The organism is Priestia sp. YIM B13490 (assembly GCF_042787735.1).
GTDB lineage: Bacteria > Bacillota > Bacilli > Bacillales > Bacillaceae_H > Priestia > Priestia megaterium.
The window spans coordinates 121,235-140,208 of the sequence record NZ_JBHZOT010000006.1 but is presented as its reverse complement, the minus strand read 5'-3'; the positions used below and the strand labels follow the sequence as shown (position 1 = coordinate 140,208).

20 protein-coding genes are annotated in these 18,974 nt (G+C 38.3%); 1 reads left to right on the top strand and 19 read right to left on the bottom strand.

The genetic code is table 11. The annotated features are described in order from the left end of the window. Positions 1 to 194: 194 nt before the first annotated feature. From ACFX4R_RS18810 to ACFX4R_RS18730, 17 genes are all read right to left on the bottom strand, one after another. Positions 195 to 1,439 carry a serine hydroxymethyltransferase gene (locus ACFX4R_RS18810; protein ID WP_013059811.1) on the bottom strand — a complete coding sequence of 415 codons (1,245 nt, stop codon included), beginning with the start codon at positions 1,437 to 1,439 and terminating at the stop codon, positions 195 to 197. Between the two features lie 117 nt (positions 1,440 to 1,556). Then, complete coding sequence (locus ACFX4R_RS18805) at positions 1,557 to 2,108, bottom strand: TIGR01440 family protein (protein ID WP_372482335.1); 552 nt, start codon at positions 2,106 to 2,108, stop codon at positions 1,557 to 1,559. A 35-nt stretch (positions 2,109 to 2,143) separates the two neighbouring features. Beyond that, entirely contained in the window at positions 2,144 to 2,605 is a 462-nt protein-coding gene (rpiB, locus tag ACFX4R_RS18800) for a ribose 5-phosphate isomerase B (protein WP_013085468.1), read from the bottom strand. Positions 2,606 to 2,685: 80 nt separating this feature from the next. Continuing rightward, positions 2,686 to 3,114, bottom strand: coding sequence for a low molecular weight protein arginine phosphatase (locus ACFX4R_RS18795; RefSeq protein ID WP_025752493.1), 429 nt, complete (start codon positions 3,112 to 3,114; stop codon positions 2,686 to 2,688). 230 nt (positions 3,115 to 3,344) lie between these two features. Continuing rightward, on the bottom strand, positions 3,345 to 3,905 hold the full coding sequence (locus ACFX4R_RS18790; protein WP_013059815.1) for a manganese efflux pump MntP: 561 nt from the start codon (positions 3,903 to 3,905) through the stop codon (positions 3,345 to 3,347). A 67-nt stretch (positions 3,906 to 3,972) separates the two neighbouring features. Beyond that, complete coding sequence (locus ACFX4R_RS18785; protein WP_043977484.1) at positions 3,973 to 5,013, bottom strand: L-threonylcarbamoyladenylate synthase; 1,041 nt, start codon at positions 5,011 to 5,013, stop codon at positions 3,973 to 3,975. Between the two features lie 192 nt (positions 5,014 to 5,205). Next, entirely contained in the window at positions 5,206 to 5,652 is a 447-nt protein-coding gene (locus ACFX4R_RS18780; protein WP_013059817.1) for a GNAT family N-acetyltransferase, read from the bottom strand. Between the two features lie 85 nt (positions 5,653 to 5,737). After that, on the bottom strand, positions 5,738 to 6,628 hold the full coding sequence (gene spoIIR / locus ACFX4R_RS18775) for a stage II sporulation protein R (RefSeq protein ID WP_025752486.1): 891 nt from the start codon (positions 6,626 to 6,628) through the stop codon (positions 5,738 to 5,740). A 121-nt stretch (positions 6,629 to 6,749) separates the two neighbouring features. Further along, the gene (prmC, locus tag ACFX4R_RS18770) at positions 6,750 to 7,601 is read right to left on the bottom strand and encodes a peptide chain release factor N(5)-glutamine methyltransferase (RefSeq protein WP_043977488.1); all 852 of its coding nucleotides are present in this window, start codon (positions 7,599 to 7,601) and stop codon (positions 6,750 to 6,752) included. Continuing rightward, positions 7,601 to 8,668, bottom strand: coding sequence for a peptide chain release factor 1 (prfA, locus tag ACFX4R_RS18765; RefSeq protein ID WP_013059820.1), 1,068 nt, complete (start codon positions 8,666 to 8,668; stop codon positions 7,601 to 7,603). Before prfA ends, prmC begins: the two co-directional genes overlap by 1 nt. A 138-nt stretch (positions 8,669 to 8,806) precedes the next feature. After that, complete coding sequence (locus tag ACFX4R_RS18760) at positions 8,807 to 9,421, bottom strand: thymidine kinase (RefSeq protein ID WP_226897604.1); 615 nt, start codon at positions 9,419 to 9,421, stop codon at positions 8,807 to 8,809. 204 nt (positions 9,422 to 9,625) lie between these two features. Then, entirely contained in the window at positions 9,626 to 9,826 is a 201-nt protein-coding gene (gene rpmE / locus ACFX4R_RS18755) for a 50S ribosomal protein L31 (RefSeq protein WP_013085477.1), read from the bottom strand. 154 nt (positions 9,827 to 9,980) lie between these two features. Continuing rightward, complete coding sequence (gene rho / locus ACFX4R_RS18750; protein WP_013059823.1) at positions 9,981 to 11,255, bottom strand: transcription termination factor Rho; 1,275 nt, start codon at positions 11,253 to 11,255, stop codon at positions 9,981 to 9,983. 525 nt (positions 11,256 to 11,780) lie between these two features. After that, a complete protein-coding gene (locus ACFX4R_RS18745; protein ID WP_013059824.1) occupies positions 11,781 to 13,067 on the bottom strand; it encodes a UDP-N-acetylglucosamine 1-carboxyvinyltransferase in 1,287 nt (428 codons plus the stop codon). Between the two features lie 207 nt (positions 13,068 to 13,274). Beyond that, the gene (gene fsa / locus ACFX4R_RS18740; RefSeq protein ID WP_043977491.1) at positions 13,275 to 13,919 is read right to left on the bottom strand and encodes a fructose-6-phosphate aldolase; all 645 of its coding nucleotides are present in this window, start codon (positions 13,917 to 13,919) and stop codon (positions 13,275 to 13,277) included. 137 nt (positions 13,920 to 14,056) lie between these two features. Then, complete coding sequence (locus ACFX4R_RS18735; protein ID WP_013059826.1) at positions 14,057 to 14,914, bottom strand: class II fructose-bisphosphate aldolase; 858 nt, start codon at positions 14,912 to 14,914, stop codon at positions 14,057 to 14,059. A 224-nt stretch (positions 14,915 to 15,138) separates the two neighbouring features. After that, positions 15,139 to 15,513 carry a response regulator gene (locus ACFX4R_RS18730; protein WP_377570123.1) on the bottom strand — a complete coding sequence of 125 codons (375 nt, stop codon included), beginning with the start codon at positions 15,511 to 15,513 and terminating at the stop codon, positions 15,139 to 15,141. 237 nt (positions 15,514 to 15,750) lie between these two features. Here ACFX4R_RS18730 and ACFX4R_RS18725 point away from each other — a divergent pair, with 237 nt between their 5' ends. After that, positions 15,751 to 16,281, top strand: coding sequence for a DUF2529 family protein (locus ACFX4R_RS18725; protein WP_043977494.1), 531 nt, complete (start codon positions 15,751 to 15,753; stop codon positions 16,279 to 16,281). Between the two features lie 39 nt (positions 16,282 to 16,320). On the opposite strand, the gene ACFX4R_RS18720 is transcribed toward ACFX4R_RS18725, so the two are convergent. Together ACFX4R_RS18720 and rpoE are read right to left on the bottom strand one after the other, a co-directional pair. Further along, on the bottom strand, positions 16,321 to 17,928 hold the full coding sequence (locus ACFX4R_RS18720; protein ID WP_043977495.1) for a CTP synthase: 1,608 nt from the start codon (positions 17,926 to 17,928) through the stop codon (positions 16,321 to 16,323). A 320-nt stretch (positions 17,929 to 18,248) separates the two neighbouring features. Continuing rightward, complete coding sequence (gene rpoE / locus ACFX4R_RS18715; RefSeq protein ID WP_043977497.1) at positions 18,249 to 18,785, bottom strand: DNA-directed RNA polymerase subunit delta; 537 nt, start codon at positions 18,783 to 18,785, stop codon at positions 18,249 to 18,251. Between the last annotated feature and the right edge of the window lie 189 nt (positions 18,786 to 18,974).

The following is an 18,974-nucleotide window of genomic DNA, read 5'->3' as shown; positions in this document are numbered from 1 at the left end:
TAAAGATGTACACATTAAAATACCATTCAACGAATTGAATGGTACGTACTAGTAAAAACATATCTCTTGCTAATTAAATTTATACATTGCATTCATTTTACAGAAAAAAGTTTTTGAGTTCAAGCATTATTCAAAAAATGATTGAATTGCTACCACTTTCTCCATAAAAAAACAGGCACAAAGGCCTGTCTCTCTTACAGTGATTTATACATTTCAAACTTGCTTGTTAAAGCTTCAACGCGTGTTTTAGCTTCAGCTAGCTTTTCTTCATCTTCAATATTTTTAAGCGTTAATCCGATGATAGAAGCAATTTCATCCATCTCTTCTAAGCCAAATCCGCGAGTTGTAACCGCAGCTGTACCAATACGGATACCGCTTGTTACAAATGGGCTTTGCTCATCGTAAGGAATTGTATTTTTGTTTGTTGTAATACCTACATCATCAAGTGCTTTTTCAGCTACTTTACCTGTCAAATTCATTGAACTTACGTCGATTAACACAAGGTGATTGTCTGTTCCTTCAGATACAAGAGCAAATCCTTCTTTCTTTAATCCTTCTGCTAAACGATTAGCATTGTCGATGATATTTTGAGCATAGTGCTTAAATTCATCTTGTAATGCTTCACCAAATGCTACTGCTTTTGCAGCGATAACGTGCATCAATGGACCACCTTGAATACCAGGGAAGATTGACTTATCAATCTTTTTCGCAAATTCTTCTTTACATAAAATCATACCGCCGCGTGGTCCGCGCAGTGTTTTATGTGTTGTAGTTGTAACGAAATGAGCATGTGGCACAGGATTTTGATGAAGTCCTGCAGCTACTAGACCAGCAATGTGAGCCATGTCTACCATTAAATAAGCGCCTACTTCATCAGCGATTTCACGGAAACGCTTGAAGTCGATTGCGCGTGGATATGCGCTTGCACCAGCCACAATTAATTTTGGTTTATGTGTACGAGCTTTTTCTAATACATCATCGTAGTTAATGCGATGTGTTTCACGATCTACGCCATATTCGATGAAATTGTACTGAACACCACTAAAGTTAACAGGACTTCCGTGCGTTAAGTGACCGCCGTGCGATAAATTCATACCAAGTACTGTGTCTCCAGCCTCTAAAACTGTGAAATATACAGCCATGTTTGCTTGTGCACCTGAGTGAGGTTGAACATTCACGTGCTCTGCTCCGAAAATTTCTTTTGCACGATCACGAGCTAAGTCTTCTACTACGTCTACGTGTTCACAACCGCCGTAGTAACGTTTAGCTGGATAGCCTTCAGCATATTTATTTGTTAAAACTGAACCTTGTGCTTCCATTACCGCTGTTGTTACAAAGTTTTCTGAAGCAATTAGCTCAATCTTAGTACGTTGTCTTTGTAATTCATCCTTGATCGCATTATAAACTGCTGGATCTTGTTGCATTAGTTGTTTCTCCATCAAAATCCTCTCCTCATTTCGTATTCGCAATGTTCGTTATTTGTTGATTCAACTACATTGTAACATGATTTATTTAGAATAAAAAAGAAAAAATGTGTATTATTTTAATATATTTAATTACGAAAGTTCGTAAAACGCTCTCATTCCACCAATTAGTTTTGGACGCGTCTTTGCTAAAGTAACATGAGCGTGTCCAACTGCGTTTAACTTACAACGAACGGGTACTGCGACATGCTTTAAATGCATACCAATGAATGTATCTCCAATATCAATACCGGCATCAGCTTTAATAAACTCTACCAAAACAGGATCTTTAAGCTGGCCATAGGCCTGTGTAGCCATCGCTCCGCCTGCTTTATGAATAGGCACAACACTAACCATTTCTAAACGCTCTTTGCGAGCTAATTCTCTTTCTACTACCAGTGCTCGATTGAGATGTTCACAGCATTGAAATGCTAAGTGAACACCCGTCTTTTTTCGAAAATCTGATAGCGCATCAAAAATCATTTCTGCGACTTCCATTGCGCCTGCGGTTCCTATTTTTTCACCAATTACCTCGCTTGTACTGCATCCAATGACAAGTGTATGTTCTGAAGACAACTGCACTTGTGCTAAAAAATCAGATAAAACTGTTTCCAACTGCTCTTTCCATTTCGTAAGTTCAGACACGTTTTTCTTCCTTTCTTTCATTGAATACGTTCACATTATACAGTTAATGTTGCATCACTTTGCTGCTCATACTGTTTAATTTTATTCACGCGATTTTCATGTCGGCCGCCTTCAAATTCTGTCATTAACCAAATTTTCGCAATTTCACGTGCAAGTCCCGGCCCAATGACACGTTCACCCATTGCCAAAATGTTGCTATCATTATGTTCTCTTGTCGCTTTTGCACTGAACGTATCATGCACTAGAGCACAGCGAATTCCTTTTACTTTATTAGCTGCTATACTCATACCGATGCCTGTTCCACAAATAAGAATGCCTCGGCTTACTTCTTGGCTCGCCACTTTTTGAGCAACGGGAAGTGCATAATCCGGATAGTCTACGGACGCTGTGCATTCACACCCTAAATCCACATATTCAATATTTAATTCTTCCATTAAAGAGATAATTTCCTGTCGCAAATTTATACCGCCGTGGTCAGATGCAATAGCTACTTTCATCTTTGTTTCCTCCTCATACGTACCTTCGTCTTATATTAAATTTCTGTTCATTTTAAGTCAGCAAAAATTTATGGGACCTTTTATAATTTGTCGACTATTTTGTTAATCATACGCTCTAACTCTTCTAAAGTCTGTTCGTACGTCTGTAATGATCCGCCAAACGGATCAGATACTTCACCTTGCTCGTCGGCAAATTCTTTTAGCGTAAATAATTTATCACTTACGTATGGAGCTTGGTTCAAAATCAGCATTTTATGCTGCTCCGTCATCGTAAAAATATAAGTAGCCCACATCAATTGTTCTTCCGTTAATGCTGCCGAAGCATGAGAACAAGCTATGCCTTTCTGGTGAAGGGCAACTTGTGCATGAACAGAAGCTTCACTTCCATTTGAAGCGAATACGCCTGCAGACTTCACGTTTATTCCATCTATCTCTTTAGCTTTGAGCAACGCTTCTGCCATAGGGCTGCGGCACGTGTTTCCTGTACATACAAATAAGATGTTTTTCAAGATACATCCTCCCTTGCTTTCACTATGTTCGACTATGTTGATATTCCACCCTATTGTATCTCTATTGCCTGCATAAATCCAGTTAGCTTTTTCGGGTATTTTTTATCCATTATCGCTTCATGCACCTCGAAAAAACGACTTCGCTTTCCTTCTTTTATCACTGCAATCCAAAAGAAGCAAAAAAAGACCATAACCTGCATGGTCATGATCCTTTACCTATTTATATATAGTTAAAAAGGTAGTAACAATTTGATTCCAAAAGCTAATAAAATGCTCCCGCCCAGTGCCTCACTATATGAACCAAGCCAACCTTGTACTCTTCTGCCTAACAGCAGTCCTAACCAAGTTAATAGCATACTCACTACGCCAAAAACAATAATGGTCAAAAACGTTCTTGCCCCAAAAATACCTAAGCTAAGTCCAACAGAAAAACTATCTAGACTCACGCTGAGCGCAAAAAATAACAGTCCAAAGCCAACTGGTTTGATAAACGGCGTATCGTCATGCTTAAAGGAGGAATAAATCATCTGCGCCCCAAGAATCAACAATAAAATTCCACCGCCATAGGTAGCAAACATTCCAAGTTTATCAGACAAAAGTCGTCCAATAAACATGCCTAACAGCGGCATCCAAATATGAAATACACCGATAACAACACCAATGTAGAAAATTTGGCGAAAGCGTAAACGAATTAATCCCATTCCCAAACCAACTGAGAAAGCATCCATTCCTAAGGCAAACGCCATAATGACTAACGTGATCATTTCACTAATTAACTGAGATACATTCATCTTTACCCTCCTCGGACGTGCTCCTATTTCAAAATATGCACATTCGAAAAGGTTTAGAAGATGAATTTTATTGCTTAATCACGTGATGTCCTGCAGCTTTCATTAATCGGTTCATAACGGCATGACCGACTCCTTCTTCAGAAAAACTTTCACTAACGATAACATCTACGTCACACTCATTAAATGAACGAAGCGACTCGTATAAGTGGCTAGCAACCGTCTCTAAATTTGAACGAGATCCACATGTGATAACCGCATCCGCTTTATACGCATCTTCATGTTCAGATGTCGTTAATACCCCTACTCGCTTACCCTGATCTTTATAGCGATCGATAATAGATTGGAAAAAATCTGAACTGCCGTCAACAATGACAAGCGGTGCATCAGGTGCGTAATGCGTGTATTTCATACCTGGAGATTTTGGCGCTTCTTTATCACTTAGTAACGCTCGATCTACTTTTACGGGACCAATGACATTTTCCAACTCTTTCTGAGTAATGCCGCCCGGACGTAAAATGATAGGAATCTCTTCGGTACAATCAAGGACAGTCGACTCTACTCCTACCCCTGTTGCTCCTCCGTCTACAACTCCGCTAATACGCCCTTCTAAATCATTCATCACATGATGAGCTAGAGTGGGACTCGGCTTGCCGGAAAGGTTTGCACTAGGAGCTGCGATAGGCAAAGCCACTTTTTTTAATAATGCGAGGGCTACTGGATGTGATGGCATTCTCACTGCAATGCTGCTTAAACCAGCCGTAACCTTATCTGAAACTCGATCTTTTTTGGGTAATATTACTGTAAGAGGACCCGGCCAAAAAGCATCGATCACTTTCTCTGCTTTTGAAGGAATCGACTCTACAAATGTATGAAGCTGCTCTTTATCTCCAATATGAACAATAAGAGGGTTATCACTAGGACGTCCTTTCGCTGCAAAAATTTTATCCACAGCTTTATCCGATGTTGCATCTCCTCCTAATCCATACACCGTCTCTGTAGGAAAAGCAACCACTTCGTGATTGCGCAGCAAATCTGCTGCTTCTTCTATCTGTGGATAAATATCTTTTTCGTTCGTAAAATTATCCACAACCCATAACTTAGTTTCCATCTTCTTCAACTCCTTTTTCTTTCTATATCTAGGTTTTTTTTACTTTAAAAGTACAATATGTATCATAGATAGTAAAATACCTGCATTCATTATATCAACAAACAAGCTTTATCCACAAAATGTGGATAAAGCTCATATTTTTGTGAATAACATTGTGGATACCCCTTTAAAATGATTTATCCACATTTTCTTTTAACTAGCTGCATAAAACATCACATAGACATCCTGAGGGTTTGGTAACTTTTTTAAATAAGAATGTTCTTTTAACAACTCAGGCAGTGCACTGTAAGATGTTTGCTGAAAATTCATCATTTGAAAAAAATGTAGAGAAGATGCCTTATTTGTTAGTAAATATAGTTGCTTCACGCCATGCTTTTGAGCCAGCTGGACGATGCTTTTAAATAGCAGCAGAATATCAGATTGCATTAAAGAAGGAGACACGACAAGGGAGCGGAGAATTCCATCCACACCTTCTTTTTCAAACCCAACTGTTGCTAGCAGCTCGCCTTCTTCATTTTCCATTATGACAAATTGATGAATATGCTCTTCCACACCTGCTGTGCTGATGCCCGCTTTTTGTAAAAACTGCTGAATTCGAATATAATCATTTTCACTGGCAATTTTTAATTGTTCTCTCATTTTAATCACCTCAACTTGTTTTCTAGTAACAAATCTATGAGATGATTAAAAAAAGTAGAACTGAATTTTATTTTTAATGATTCTATTAATTAAATACTGACGATACCCATTCTACTACAAAAAACTTAACTTCTACAGAATCTTCTTTTGATTTAGAATCAGCTTTTTTCTTAGATGAAATAGACTTTTCAGCTTCTTTACTTTCCTTTTTTTCAGCCTTAGCACTTGTTTCTTCCTTTACTGTGCTTGTATCTTTTGCAATTGCTTCTTTAGAAGATACTGTTGGTTGAGAAGATTCCTCAGCTTTCTGCTCAATAGAATCTGATGTAATAGTTGCAGATTGAATTTCTGTTTTCACTGCGGGCTCTTTACTTTCAGCCGATTTGTCATCTGTTTTGTCTGCAGATTTTGATTCAGAAGCTGCTGGTTTCTCTTTTTCTTCCTTTGGCTCTTCTTCAGATGGCTCCGGCGCTTTTACCGCTTCACCGTTTGAGAAATCTAAGAAGCATAAAGGAGGAAATAGTACGCACCACCAGTTTGCTCCCTCTCCTTTGCCAAGAGTAATAAGCACGGCTTCATACTCACCTGCTGGATATAAAAACTGACCGTACAACTTAGTAGGAAACTCTACTTTTCCGAATTTAACATGAACAGATTCATTTACGCCTTCTTCTTTTAGCACTTCTTTCGCAATTGTTTCAAGCGCCGGCAAATTTTCTTTAATTGTTTTTCGAGCTACAGTTACAGATGTTAAATCTTTTACCCATTCTGTGATTTGTTCGTTCACGCGGTCACGAATCAGACGTTTTACGTACTGGTCTTTTTCACCGTCGCTGTTTGCTAAAATGCGCAGTCGAATTGCCTCGTCTGGAATGACTGCAGGCTGATCTGCCTGCACTTGGTTATGTGTATATATAAGTTGAGCATTTGCTCCAATAATTAATAAAATAAAATAAATGATAGCATATTTCTTCATTTCGGCCACCGCCCTTTCATAGGAACAGTATGGCCGAAAGCAAGATATCTTAAACTAGTAATTTAGTAAAAAAATGCATGATTTTCAAAAATCAAAGGGAAAATCATTCCCTCTGATTTTTTTAGTTCTCGCGAAGTTGTGCAAAAACCATTCGATCTTTTCCATTAATATCATATACACATTCTACAAAAGCTGTCGGAAACGTTTTTTGCAGCATCTCAGCTACATCTTTTGTCTGTCCGGCCCCGACTTCAAATCCAATAATACTATTTGACTTCGTCACATATGGCAACTCTTCCATGAAACGCCGATAAAAATCCAGGCCATCTTTTCCACCAAAAAGAGCTCGGTTTGGCTCATGATCTTTTACCACTGTGGACAACTCATCATCTGCTGGAATATAAGGCGGATTAGACACAATTACATCAAATTTCTGATTCGATAATAGAAATGGTTGTAATAGATCTCCCTGTATAAACGTGACAGCAGCGTCCAGGTTTTGAGCATTTTCTTTGGCTACGCTTAAAGATTCTATAGCTATATCTGTTGCTGTAACTTCCACTCTGTCAACCTCCAAAGCTAAAGTGATAGCAATTGCCCCACTTCCCGTTCCAATATCTACAAGCTCAATAGGCTGGTGTTGAAATTCTTTTTTTATTCGAGAAATCATTCCGTATACCAGCTCTTCCGTTTCGGGTCTTGGAATTAATACATGTTCGTTTACAATAAATGAACGCCCGTAAAATTCTTCTGTCCCGATTAGATATTGTACAGGCATACCTGCTTTATGAGCATGGACATCTTGTTCAAATCTTTTTAGAATTTCTTCTTCTAGTTCTTCCTGCAGAGCACCTAGCAAATGAGTTCTCGTCATCTGCAAGTGATGGCGAAGCAAGAGTTCTCCCGCGTTTTCATCTCGCTTTGCCTCTTTCAAAAAAGAAGAAGCCCACTTAAGGGCTTCAAATACTTTCATTAGTTCGAATCTTCCATTCGGCGCGCTTGGTCTTCCATGACTAATGCATCGATAATTTCATCAAGCTTGCCTTCTAAGATTTGATCTAGCTTTTGAATCGTCAGACCAATACGGTGGTCCGTTACGCGATTTTGCGGGAAGTTATACGTACGGATACGCTCGGAGCGATCTCCGGATCCAACTGCTTGTTTGCGCGTTGCATCGTACTCTGCTTGTGCTTCTCGCTGGAACTTATCGTACACGCGAGCGCGCAATACTTTCATTGCTTTTTCTTTATTTTTAATTTGAGACTTTTCATCTTGACATGATACCACTGTATTTGTTGGTAAATGCGTTAAACGAACGGCTGACATCGTCGTATTAACACTTTGGCCACCAGGTCCACTTGAAGCAAATGTATCTACACGGATGTCTTTTTCATGAATGTCCACTTCGACTTCTTCCGCTTCAGGAAGACATGCTACCGTTGCTGTAGATGTATGAATACGACCGCCTGATTCTGTTTCAGGAACTCGTTGAACACGGTGTGCACCGTTTTCAAATTTCATCTTTGAGTACGCACCTTTACCGTTAATCATAAAGATAATTTCTTTATAACCGCCTACTCCAGTAGTCGTTGCTTCCATTACTTCTGTTTTCCAGCCTTGTGATTCAGCAAAGCGCGAATACATTCGGTACAAATTAGCTGCGAATAATGCTGCTTCATCTCCACCAGCCGCTCCACGAACCTCCATGATTACGTTTTTATCATCGTTTGGATCTTTTGGAATTAATAAAATACGTAGCTTTTCAACTAGCTCTTCTTGCTGCGTTTCTAACTCGGCAATTTCTTCTTTTACCATGTCACGCATATCTGCATCAAGCTTATCTTCAAGCATCGTTTTCGCTTCTGATAACTGCTCTTTTACATCTTTGTATTCCTGATAAGCCGCTACCGTTTGTTGTATATCTGATTGTTCCTTCGAATATTCTCTCAACTTAGAGGGGTTGTTTACGATCTCAGGGTCACTCAGAAGTTCGTTTAACTTCTCATAGCGCGCCTCTACCGCTTCTAAACGATCAAACACGTCATTCACCTCATTCTTTATCCATAACATTGTAATTATAGTATAGCTTTAAAATAGAGTCAAAACCTTGTTAATACACGTATATGAACAAAAAAACAGAACTGCGCGTTCTGTTTTTATCATCATAAAATTCTTGCTTTATTTTTCGACCATTTCGCTTGAGTCCACAGACACAGCTTGTCCTTTAGACTTTTGCACAACGTGGCAATGACGACATCTTGGTTCGTACGATTCAGACGCACCGACTAAAATAATAGGGTCGTCATAAGAAGCAGGCTCACCGTTAATCAAACGCTGTGTACGGCTCGCAGGAGAGCCACATGAAGCGCACACAGCCTGTAGCTTTGTTACCGACTCTGCAATAGCCATTAACTGCGGCATTTGTCCAAAAGGTTCACCTTTGAAGTCTTGATCTAACCCCGCTACAATCACACGAAAGCCTTGATCCGCTAAAGATTGAACAATTTCTAAAATATCTGTGTCAAAAAACTGTACTTCATCTATCGCTACTACGTCTGTCTCTTCATCTACTCGCTTTAAAATATCGCGCGATGCCGAGATTGAATAAGCCATAACAGATGTACCATTATGTGAAACGACCGCTTCTTCGCTATATCGATTATCGATTGCAGGCTTGAACACTTGTGCTTTTTGTTTAGCAAACTGCGTGCGGCGCACACGTCGAATTAACTCTTCTGATTTCCCTGAAAACATACTGCCACAAATTACTTCTATCCAACCGCTTTGTTTCATTACGTACACCACTGCGGGACTCTCCCTTCTTCTCGTTCCGTTTCTGAGCGAACCGCTACTAACTTAATCTACGTCTTCTATGTAGATCTTATTCCTATGATAAAGTACCCACTTTTTTATCAAGCAGACACTGTTTTTCTACTTTTATAAGCAAAAAAACAGGCAAGAAGTTAAGCTACTTGCCTGTTTGTTTCGACAATGTGATTATTTAAGACCGTATTTTTTGTTGAAGCGATCAACACGGCCACCAGCTTCAGCGAATTTTTGACGACCAGTGTAGAATGGGTGACATTCAGAACAAGTCTCAACGCGGATCTCTTCTTTTACAGAACCACTTTCAAATTCGTTTCCGCAAGTACATTTAACCATAACTGTTTTATAGTTTGGATGAATTCCTGTTTTCATTCGTTTCATCTCCTTCCGCCCTGAATCATTCTGAAACAGAGTTTATTGATAAAGATAGTGATGAAATAATAACTATTTCACTGTGTACTTTATCAACACACATGATGAAATTATAACAAGGGTTGTATGCTTTTGCAACCACATGTTTTATAACTTATCGTTTATTTGCTAGAAGTGTTTTTTTCTCTTCCGTTAACATCGAGAAGAACTCTTCATTTGTCTTTGTTTGACGTAAACGTTTTAAGAATTTTTCTGCAAAATCAGGAGCATCTGCCATTGATTTACGAATTGCCCATAGATGGTCTAAATGCTCTTTTGGAATTAACAGCTCTTCTTTACGTGTGCCTGAGCGACGAATGTCAATCGCAGGGAAGATACGTTTTTCAGCTAGTGAACGATCTAGATGCAGTTCCATGTTACCTGTACCTTTAAACTCTTCATAAATAACATCATCCATACGAGAGCCTGTATCAATTAAGGCTGTTGCCAGAATGGTTAAGCTGCCTCCATCTTCAATGTTACGAGCCGCTCCAAAGAATCGTTTTGGACGGTGAAAAGCAGCCGGGTCAATACCCCCTGATAGTGTACGACCGCTCGGTGGAATAACTAAGTTATAAGCACGAGCAAGTCTTGTGATGCTGTCCATCAAAATGACAACATCTTTTTTGTGTTCAACTAATCTCATCGCACGTTCAAGTACAAGTTCCGCTACTTTAATGTGGTTTTCTGGCACTTCGTCAAATGTAGAACTGACAACATCACCGTCAACCGAACGCTCAATGTCCGTCACTTCCTCAGGACGCTCATCAATAAGAAGAACAATCAATTCTGCATCAGGATGATTCGTTGTAATGCTATTGGCAATTTCTTTTAATAGCATCGTTTTACCTGCTTTTGGCGGTGCGACAATTAGTCCCCTTTGCCCAAATCCAATTGGTGAAATCAAGTCAATAATACGCGTAGAGAAACTTCTTGGCTGAGTTTCTAGCAGCATTTGTTCATTTGGATAAATTGGCGTTAGCGCTGGAAAATGTACGCGATCTTTTGACGTTTCCGGATCTTCTCCGTTTACTGCTTCTACATGTAATAATCCGTAGTAGCGCTCATTTTCTTTTGGAGGACGAACTTTCCCCGATACCTTGTCTCCATTACGCAGATCGAAGCGACGAATTTGTGAAGCTGAGATATAAATATCTTCTGAACTCGGTGAATAGTTAATTGGTCGTAAGAAACCGAATCCTTCTGATTGAATAATTTCAAGAACGCCTTCCATAAATAAAAGCCCATCTTGTTCAGCTTGAGCCTTTAAAATAGCAAAGACAAGTTCTTTTTTCGTTAATTTACTATAGTACGAAACTTTATACTCACGAGCATGTTCATACAGCTCTTTTAATTTCATATTTTCTAAACTGGATAATGTTAAGTTCATTAGGACACCACGCTTTATAATGAATAATTTTTAACCGTTCCTCCCATATTAAATTCAAATATAAAATTGAGAGATGATATGGATGGAATAAATCTGTGAAAATGGAGAATATAACCTTTGAAGTATAATAAGTAGAATCAATTGATTAACTATACACTTTTAGAAGAATAATTCCGACATAAAACCATTTATATTATCTTGATAAATTTAACGTAGCAATTTATATTCTAACCTTTTTCTATCTTTTTAATCAATCTTTTTTTACTTTAGAAGATGAATAAAAAAAAGGAAATTTAATAGCTTACGAGAAGCGAGGAAAACCTTTTCATAATTTCACATTAAAGGAAATAAACTGGACGTTAAAATAAGAAGTGAAATTTACCTTTTAGCTTCCCTTTTTATCTATTTACCCTATTCATAAATATATAAGCTACACAGAGATAGAAGAACGCTCCTACGCCTGTGTAGCTTATTAAAAAGCTCATTTCTAAACTTTGCTTTCATGACTGTGGCACCGATTTGCCTTTATGAATTTTGAAATTGCTCAATTTCCTCTTGAGTCATCTCTTCACGCCAAATCATTGCCCCTAAATCCGATAGCTTGTCTACTAAATGACTGTAACCTCGGTCAATGTGCTCTAAACCCGTTACCTCTGTAATCCCTTTGGCCATTAAGCCAGCGGTTACGAGAGCTGCTCCTGCCCGTAAGTCCGACGCTTTCACACGTGCACCTTGTAAGTGAATGGGACCATTAATAATAGCAGAACGCCCTTCTACCTTAACAGATGCATTCATTCGTCTCAGTTCATCAATATGCTTAAACCTTGCACCATAAATTGTATCTGTCACAACGCTTGTACCAGACGCTCTTGTTAGAAGCGTCGTAAATGGCTGCTGTAAATCAGTTGGAAAACCTGGATATACTAGCGTCTTAATATCTACGGGCTTCAATAGCTGACGAGTCGCTACAAGAATCTGATCTGAGCTTGTTTCGATATGAATACCCATCTCACGCATTTTAGCCGTTAATGACTCCAAATGCTGAGGGATAACGTTGTCCACAACAACTTCTTTTCCCATACTCGCTCCCATGATCATATATGTGCCTGCTTCAATTCGGTCTGGAATGATGGAATGACGGCATCCTTTTAATTGATCTACTCCATCAATTCGAATAACATCCGTACCTGCACCTTTAATACGGGCACCCATACTTGTCAGCAACGTAGCTACATCAATAATTTCAGGCTCTTTAGCAGCATTCTCAATAACGGTACGCCCTTTTGCTCTTACAGCAGCGAGCATAATATTGATTGTTGCTCCTACGCTAACAACGTCTAAATAAATTCGAGCACCAATCAGTTCCTCAGCTCGAATGTAAATAGCTCCTTGTTCATTTGTTACTTTAGCGCCAAGAGCTTCAAAGCCTTTAATGTGCTGATCGATTGGTCTAGGACCAAGGTAACAGCCTCCTGGAAGCCCAACTACCGCTTTTTTAAAGCGTCCCAACATCGCCCCCATTAAATAATAAGAAGCGCGTAATTTTTTTACTTTTCCGTTCGGTAAAGGCATTGCAACCATTCCGGATGGATCTACTGTTAATTCGTCGTTATCAATAGTTACTTTCCCACCAATTTCTTCAACTAAATCCCCTAATAACTGCACGTCTGAAATATCGGGCAGACCTTCAATTGTAACAGGTGACTCGGCTAAAATTGTTGCTGGAATAAGCGCAACGGCACTATTTTTAGCACCACTGACGCGGACGGATCCACTTAAGGTAAAGCCACCTTGTATTTTTAACTTTTCCATTTATAGCTCCCTTCTAGTGAAAGAAAGTTTCTCACCTAGTAATTGAGGAAAATTTTGGTACAAAGAATACCTAAAAGAATGGTTATTTTTCCTATTACCTACTAGTGTACACGAAAATGAAAAAATCATGTATAGTTTCGACAAGATAAAAGAAAAATATGGCATTCACCTGTCAGGATGGTAAACACCACACAAATTTATACATGTTTAGACATTTCGTTTTTCCCAATCTGCCAAAAATTGTTCAATTCCTGCGTTTGTTAACGGATGTTTGAACAATTGCATTAAAACTTTGTAAGGAATTGTCGCAATATGTGCTCCATTTTTTGCAGCTTCTGTTACGTGCATCGGATGACGAATAGATGCTGCAATAATTTCTGATGGAATGTCATGAATCGCAAAAATATCTGCGATATCTGAGATTAAATCGAGACCATTAAAACCAATATCGTCTAATCTTCCTAAGAAAGGCGATACGTAAGTAGCACCTGCTCTTGCTGCCATTAACGCTTGGTTAGCTGAGAAAATAAGCGTAACGTTTGTCTTAATACCTAAACTAGTAAATTCTTTTACTGCTTTTAAGCCATCTGGAGTCATCGGTACCTTGATTGTGATATTCGGCGCAATCGCAGCAAGCTCTTTTCCTTCGCGAATCATGCCTGCTGCATCAAGCGCAATCACTTCTGCACTTACAGACCCTTCAACGAACTCTGTAATTTCACGAAGACGATCTTCAAACGTGATGTTCTCTTTAGCTACTAAACTAGGATTTGTTGTAACCCCCGCTAACAAACCCAATGAATGCGCTTCCTTAATTTCGTCTAAATTAGCTGTATCAATAAAAAACTTCATGAATGCCATCCCCCTGTGTTATGTATTCAGAATGATAAGAAAATTATAGTAAAAATAAAACCGCCTTACAATGAAAATAAGACGGTTTTATTTTTCAGACTCAACTAACTGCAAACAGGCAATCCGAAGATTTCAAATTATGCTTTGTTAGAAGAACCGAATTCACGCATTTTACCTTGAACCGTTTCTTTGATTGCTTCGCGAGCAGGTCCTAAGTATTTACGTGGATCATATTGTTCAGGTTGCGCAGCTAATACTTCACGAACAGCTTTAGCTGAAGCAATTTGGTTTTCAGTGTTTACGTTGATTTTAGCAGTACCTAAAGAAACTGATTTTTGGATATCTTTTGTTGGAATACCAGTTCCACCATGTAAAACTAATGGTAAGCCTGTACGATCTCCGATTTCTTTCATTTCAGCAAAACCTAGGTTTGGTTCACCTTTGTATGGTCCGTGAACTGATCCTAATGCTGGAGCTAAGCAATCGATACCTGTACGGTTAACAAGTTCTTCACACTCGTTAGCATCTGCATAGATAACGCCCTCAGCAATAACGTCGTCTTCTTGTCCACCAACAGTTCCTAGTTCTGCTTCTACAGATACTCCGTGGAAGTGAGCTAGTTCAACTACTTTAGAAGTAATTGCAATGTTTTCTTCAAATGGGTGGTGAGAAGCATCGATCATTACAGAAGTGAATCCAGCATGGATTGCTTTTGCACATGATTCAAAGCTTGAACCGTGGTCTAAGTGAATTGCAACTGGTACTTGAACGTCGTAATCTTCGATTAGAGCTTCAACCATTGCTACAACAGTTTTGAAACCGCCCATGTAGCGTGCTGCACCTTCAGATACACCAAGAATAACTGGAGAGTTTTCTTCTTTTGCTGCTTGAAGAATAGCTTGAGTAAACTCTAAGTTATTTAAGTTAAATTGACCTACTGCATAGCCTTGTTCTTTTGCTGTAATAAGCATTTCTTTCATTGATACTAAAGGCATATTGAAATCCTCCTTAAAATCAACCTTAGATTAGATGCTAACCAAAAGGCACACTCAAATAGTATGCTCTTGAATTGAGTGTTTCATGTAGAAACAACGCGCATCTTTACATAATAGATTGTCGAATTATGAATACAGTAATTAGGATACCAACTAACAATGAAAACAGCAACATTTTTAGGCTGATATTCAAAATTTGTTAGGATGAAAACCCTACCAAAACCTTAATTCGACTTTACTGGTATATATTCCCTAACAACTTTTCGGATTTCATCAATATCAAACGGTTTTGCAAAGTGTGTTAATGCTCCTAAATCTTTTGCTTCTTGAATCATATCCAATTCACCATAAGCGGTCATAATAATGACTTTAATCGTTTCATCGTGCTGCTTTAACTTTTTTAAAATTTCAATTCCATCCATTCCTGGAATTTTCATATCTAATAAGACAAGATCCGGTGCTTGCTCTTTTGTAATATCAATCGCCTGGAAGCCGTTCGCCGCTTGAAATGTCGTATAGCCTTCTTTTTGCAGCACTTCCGTTAATAAAATACGTATACCATACTGATCATCAACAATTAAAATTTTCTCTGCCAATATAATCCCACCTTTTATATTCCTCTTCTACAGACAAAACTAACATATGTATTTCGCCTTTAAAACAAAAATCCCTGCTTATTAGAGAAATTGTTACAAAACATAGCTTTTTTTGTCATCCATCCAACTTCATTGCACTTTACTTTCATTGTAGCTCATTTCAAGATAGAATACAGATAGCTTTTTTCGTTATAATGTGTAGATAGACGGCTTTAGCCGCTTAAATCGAAGGGAGATTCTATGCTTAAAATTTTCACAACTCAACTTTCAGGTTTTTTTAAACGAATTGAAGAACAAGAAGAATTCCAATTTGAAGATGCCGCGCGTATTTTAGCACAGGCCTCTGTCGGAGAAGGATTTATCTATATTTATGGTGTAGAAGAAATGCACGCCATTACGCTTGAAGCACTAAGCAGTGCAGAACCTTTAAGTCAGGCAAAAGCTTTGCCTTTACATGAATTAGATCAGCTGACTAGCGTTGATCGCGTACTGCTTATCTCTCGATTTTCAACAGATAATAAAGCAGTGGAAATAGCTGAACGTTTAAAGAAACGGGATATTCCATTTGTTAGCATTGCTGCTGTTCCTAAAGAGATAGCCGAACCTTCTTTAACAGCACTCGCAGATGCTCATATTGATACAAAATTGTTAAAGCCGCTTATTCCTGGAGAAGACGGCTCAAGATTTGGTTTTCCAGCAATGATGGTCGCTTTATACGCGTACTACGGTTTAATTTTCACATTAAAAGAAATCGTAGAAGAATATGAATAAAAAACACGCTGTCTAAAGACAGCGTGTTTTTTATTTCACTTATTTGTTTTGGCCTGACTCCATTGATGCACGAATAAATTCTCTGAACAATGGTTGCGGTCTTGTTGGACGAGAAGTAAACTCTGGGTGGAATTGTGAAGCCAAGAACCATGGGTGGTCTTTTAGCTCTACAATTTCAATTAAACGGCCGTCTGGGCTTGTACCAGAGAAGATAAAGCCTTTCTCTTCCATTTGTTGACGGTATTCGTTATTAAATTCATAACGGTGACGATGACGCTCATATACCACTTCATCTTGATATGCTTCATATGCAAGCGTATCTTCAGACAATTTACAAGGGTATAGTCCTAAACGCAATGTACCGCCTAGGTCCTCTACGTCTTTTTGTTCTGGTAACAAGTCAATAATTGGATAATTTGTTCCAGGTGCAATTTCCGCTGAATGTGCGCCTTCTAAGCCTAATACATTACGCGCAAACTCAACTGATGCCAGCTGCATACCTAAGCAAATACCTAAGAATGGAACCTTTTGCTCACGTGCATATTGTGTTGCTACAATTTTACCTTCAATTCCACGATCACCAAATCCACCTGGAACTAAGATACCATCTACATCACCAAGTAAATCTTGAGCATTTTCTTTTGTTACAAATTCAGAATTTACCCACTTGATGTTTACATCTGCATCGAATGCATATCCAGCATGTTTCATTGCTTCTACGACAGAAATATAAGCATCTTGAAGCTCTACATACTTACCAACCAATGCAATTTTTGTCGTATTTGAAAGTCCTTTTACTTTCTCAACCAGTGCTTTCCACTCAGTCATTTCTGCTTCTTTGCAATCTAATTTCAAGTGATCGCATGTGATTTGATCTAGGTGCTGCTCTTGTAAAGATAGTGGAATTTCATATAATGTTTCAGCGTCTGCACACTCAATAACCGCTTTTGGATCAATGTCGCAGAATAAAGCTAGCTTGTCTTTCATATCTTCAGAAATTGGCATTTCTGTACGAACAACGATAACATTTGGCTGAATGCCTAAGCTACGTAACTCTTTTACACTATGCTGTGTTGGTTTTGTTTTCATTTCACCAGCAGCTTTTAAATATGGCACAAGTGTACAATGGATATACATAACATTGTCACGGCCAATATCACTTTTGATTTGACGAATAGCTTCTAGGAAAGGAAGTGATTCAATATCTCCTACCGTTCCGCCGATTTCAGTAATAACAACATCTGCGTTTGTTTCTTTACCTGCACGGAAAACGCGTTCTTTAATTTCATTTGTGATGTGCGGAATAACCTGAACTGTTCCGCCTAAATAATCACCGCGACGCTCTTTTTTCAATACTGTTGAATATACTTTACCTGTTGTTACGTTGCTGTAGCGATTTAAGTTGATATCGATAAAACGCTCATAGTGACCTAAGTCTAAGTCTGTTTCCGCGCCGTCATCCGTTACGAATACCTCACCGTGTTGGTATGGACTCATTGTTCCTGGGTCTACATTAATGTATGGATCAAACTTTTGAATCGTTACGTTCAACCCACGGTTTTTTAATAAACGGCCTAAAGAAGCTGCTGTAATCCCTTTTCCTAGAGATGATACAACACCGCCTGTTACGAAAATATACTTTGTCATCTATACTTCCCCCTCTAAATAATTTGAACTGTACAATATTAAAAGTTTTCACATAAACAATCACAATTCATTCATTGTGCATGCGAAATTATAAGAAACCTTATGAATGTGAAACGTTCAAGAACCAAAAGAAAGTTTCTATCAAGGATTTATAAGAACATATCGGGGTGTAAAACATGGATAGATAAAATAAAAAAATTGCTCCCAATACCAAAACTGGATTGGGAGCAATAGTCTATTTTAAATAAAAACTTTTTAAATGCTTGTTTAAAGAGCCCAAAAAAGATTCTACCTACTTCGCTTGAAAAAGTCAAGAAGGATTATTTTTCTTTTTCGTCCTCATAATCTTCTTCTTCGTCTTCCTCATCATCGTCTAGATCATCTTCTAAATCGTCAAAATCGTCTTCTGCAAGATCTTCTTCATCTTCTTCTAGCTCGTCAATGTCTTCAAAATCTTCTTCTTCGTCTAGATCATCAACATCTTCATAATCCAAATCTTCTTCTAAATCATCAAAATCTTCAACTTCTTCAACAACAGCTTTTTTCGCTTTTTTCTTTTTAGGTTTTGCAACCGGAATAACTTCTTCTTCAGCTTGGTCAAAAGGATACCATCCACGAAGACCCCAGTGGTTGTCCCCTACTGTTAAAAAGCGACCATCAATATTAATATCTGTATAAAACTGAGCTAATCTCGTTTTTAATTCTTGATCTGACATTTCAGCTGCTGCTTTAATTTCAGCAATAATTTCTTGGAATGACATTGCTTGACGATCTGTTTTTTCTTCTAGAAGTGCATAAGCAATCTCAATCATCGACATTTCTTTTAGATCCGTTTTTGAGTACTGTGCTAAACTCAAATCTGGCACATCCTTTCTATGACTATGTATATTGAAAATCTATTAAATCAATTCATCATATGTGTAAATGATGGAAACGAATAAATACATACCATTCATTATAAACAAATTCAATACATTTATGCTAGCCTCGTTTCTAAAATTCTCGAGAATTTCGCATAAAACAACGAAAAAATAGACATTTTATCA

What these genes read in the sequence shown, in the direction of transcription:
- ACFX4R_RS18785 (WP_043977484.1), bottom strand. Translation starts at nt 5,013, where the DNA reads ATGGAAACTAAGTTATGGGTTGTGGATAATTTTACGAACGAAAAAGAT.
- ACFX4R_RS18725 (WP_043977494.1), top strand. Translation starts at nt 15,751, where the DNA reads ATGCTTAAAATTTTCACAACTCAACTTTCAGGTTTTTTTAAACGAATT.
- spoIIR (WP_025752486.1), bottom strand. Translation starts at nt 6,628, where the DNA reads ATGAAGAAATATGCTATCATTTATTTTATTTTATTAATTATTGGAGCA.
- ACFX4R_RS18720 (WP_043977495.1), bottom strand. Translation starts at nt 17,928, where the DNA reads ATGACAAAGTATATTTTCGTAACAGGCGGTGTTGTATCATCTCTAGGA.
- ACFX4R_RS18790 (WP_013059815.1), bottom strand. Translation starts at nt 3,905, where the DNA reads ATGAATGTATCTCAGTTAATTAGTGAAATGATCACGTTAGTCATTATG.
- ACFX4R_RS18735 (WP_013059826.1), bottom strand. Translation starts at nt 14,914, where the DNA reads ATGCCTTTAGTATCAATGAAAGAAATGCTTATTACAGCAAAAGAACAA.
- fsa (WP_043977491.1), bottom strand. Translation starts at nt 13,919, where the DNA reads ATGAAGTTTTTTATTGATACAGCTAATTTAGACGAAATTAAGGAAGCG.
- ACFX4R_RS18780 (WP_013059817.1), bottom strand. Translation starts at nt 5,652, where the DNA reads ATGAGAGAACAATTAAAAATTGCCAGTGAAAATGATTATATTCGAATT.
- prmC (WP_043977488.1), bottom strand. Translation starts at nt 7,601, where the DNA reads ATGAAAGTATTTGAAGCCCTTAAGTGGGCTTCTTCTTTTTTGAAAGAG.
- ACFX4R_RS18810 (WP_013059811.1), bottom strand. Translation starts at nt 1,439, where the DNA reads ATGGAGAAACAACTAATGCAACAAGATCCAGCAGTTTATAATGCGATC.
- rpiB (WP_013085468.1), bottom strand. Translation starts at nt 2,605, where the DNA reads ATGAAAGTAGCTATTGCATCTGACCACGGCGGTATAAATTTGCGACAG.
- ACFX4R_RS18745 (WP_013059824.1), bottom strand. Translation starts at nt 13,067, where the DNA reads ATGGAAAAGTTAAAAATACAAGGTGGCTTTACCTTAAGTGGATCCGTC.
- rho (WP_013059823.1), bottom strand. Translation starts at nt 11,255, where the DNA reads ATGAACTTAACATTATCCAGTTTAGAAAATATGAAATTAAAAGAGCTG.
- ACFX4R_RS18760 (WP_226897604.1), bottom strand. Translation starts at nt 9,421, where the DNA reads ATGAAACAAAGCGGTTGGATAGAAGTAATTTGTGGCAGTATGTTTTCA.
- rpmE (WP_013085477.1), bottom strand. Translation starts at nt 9,826, where the DNA reads ATGAAAACAGGAATTCATCCAAACTATAAAACAGTTATGGTTAAATGT.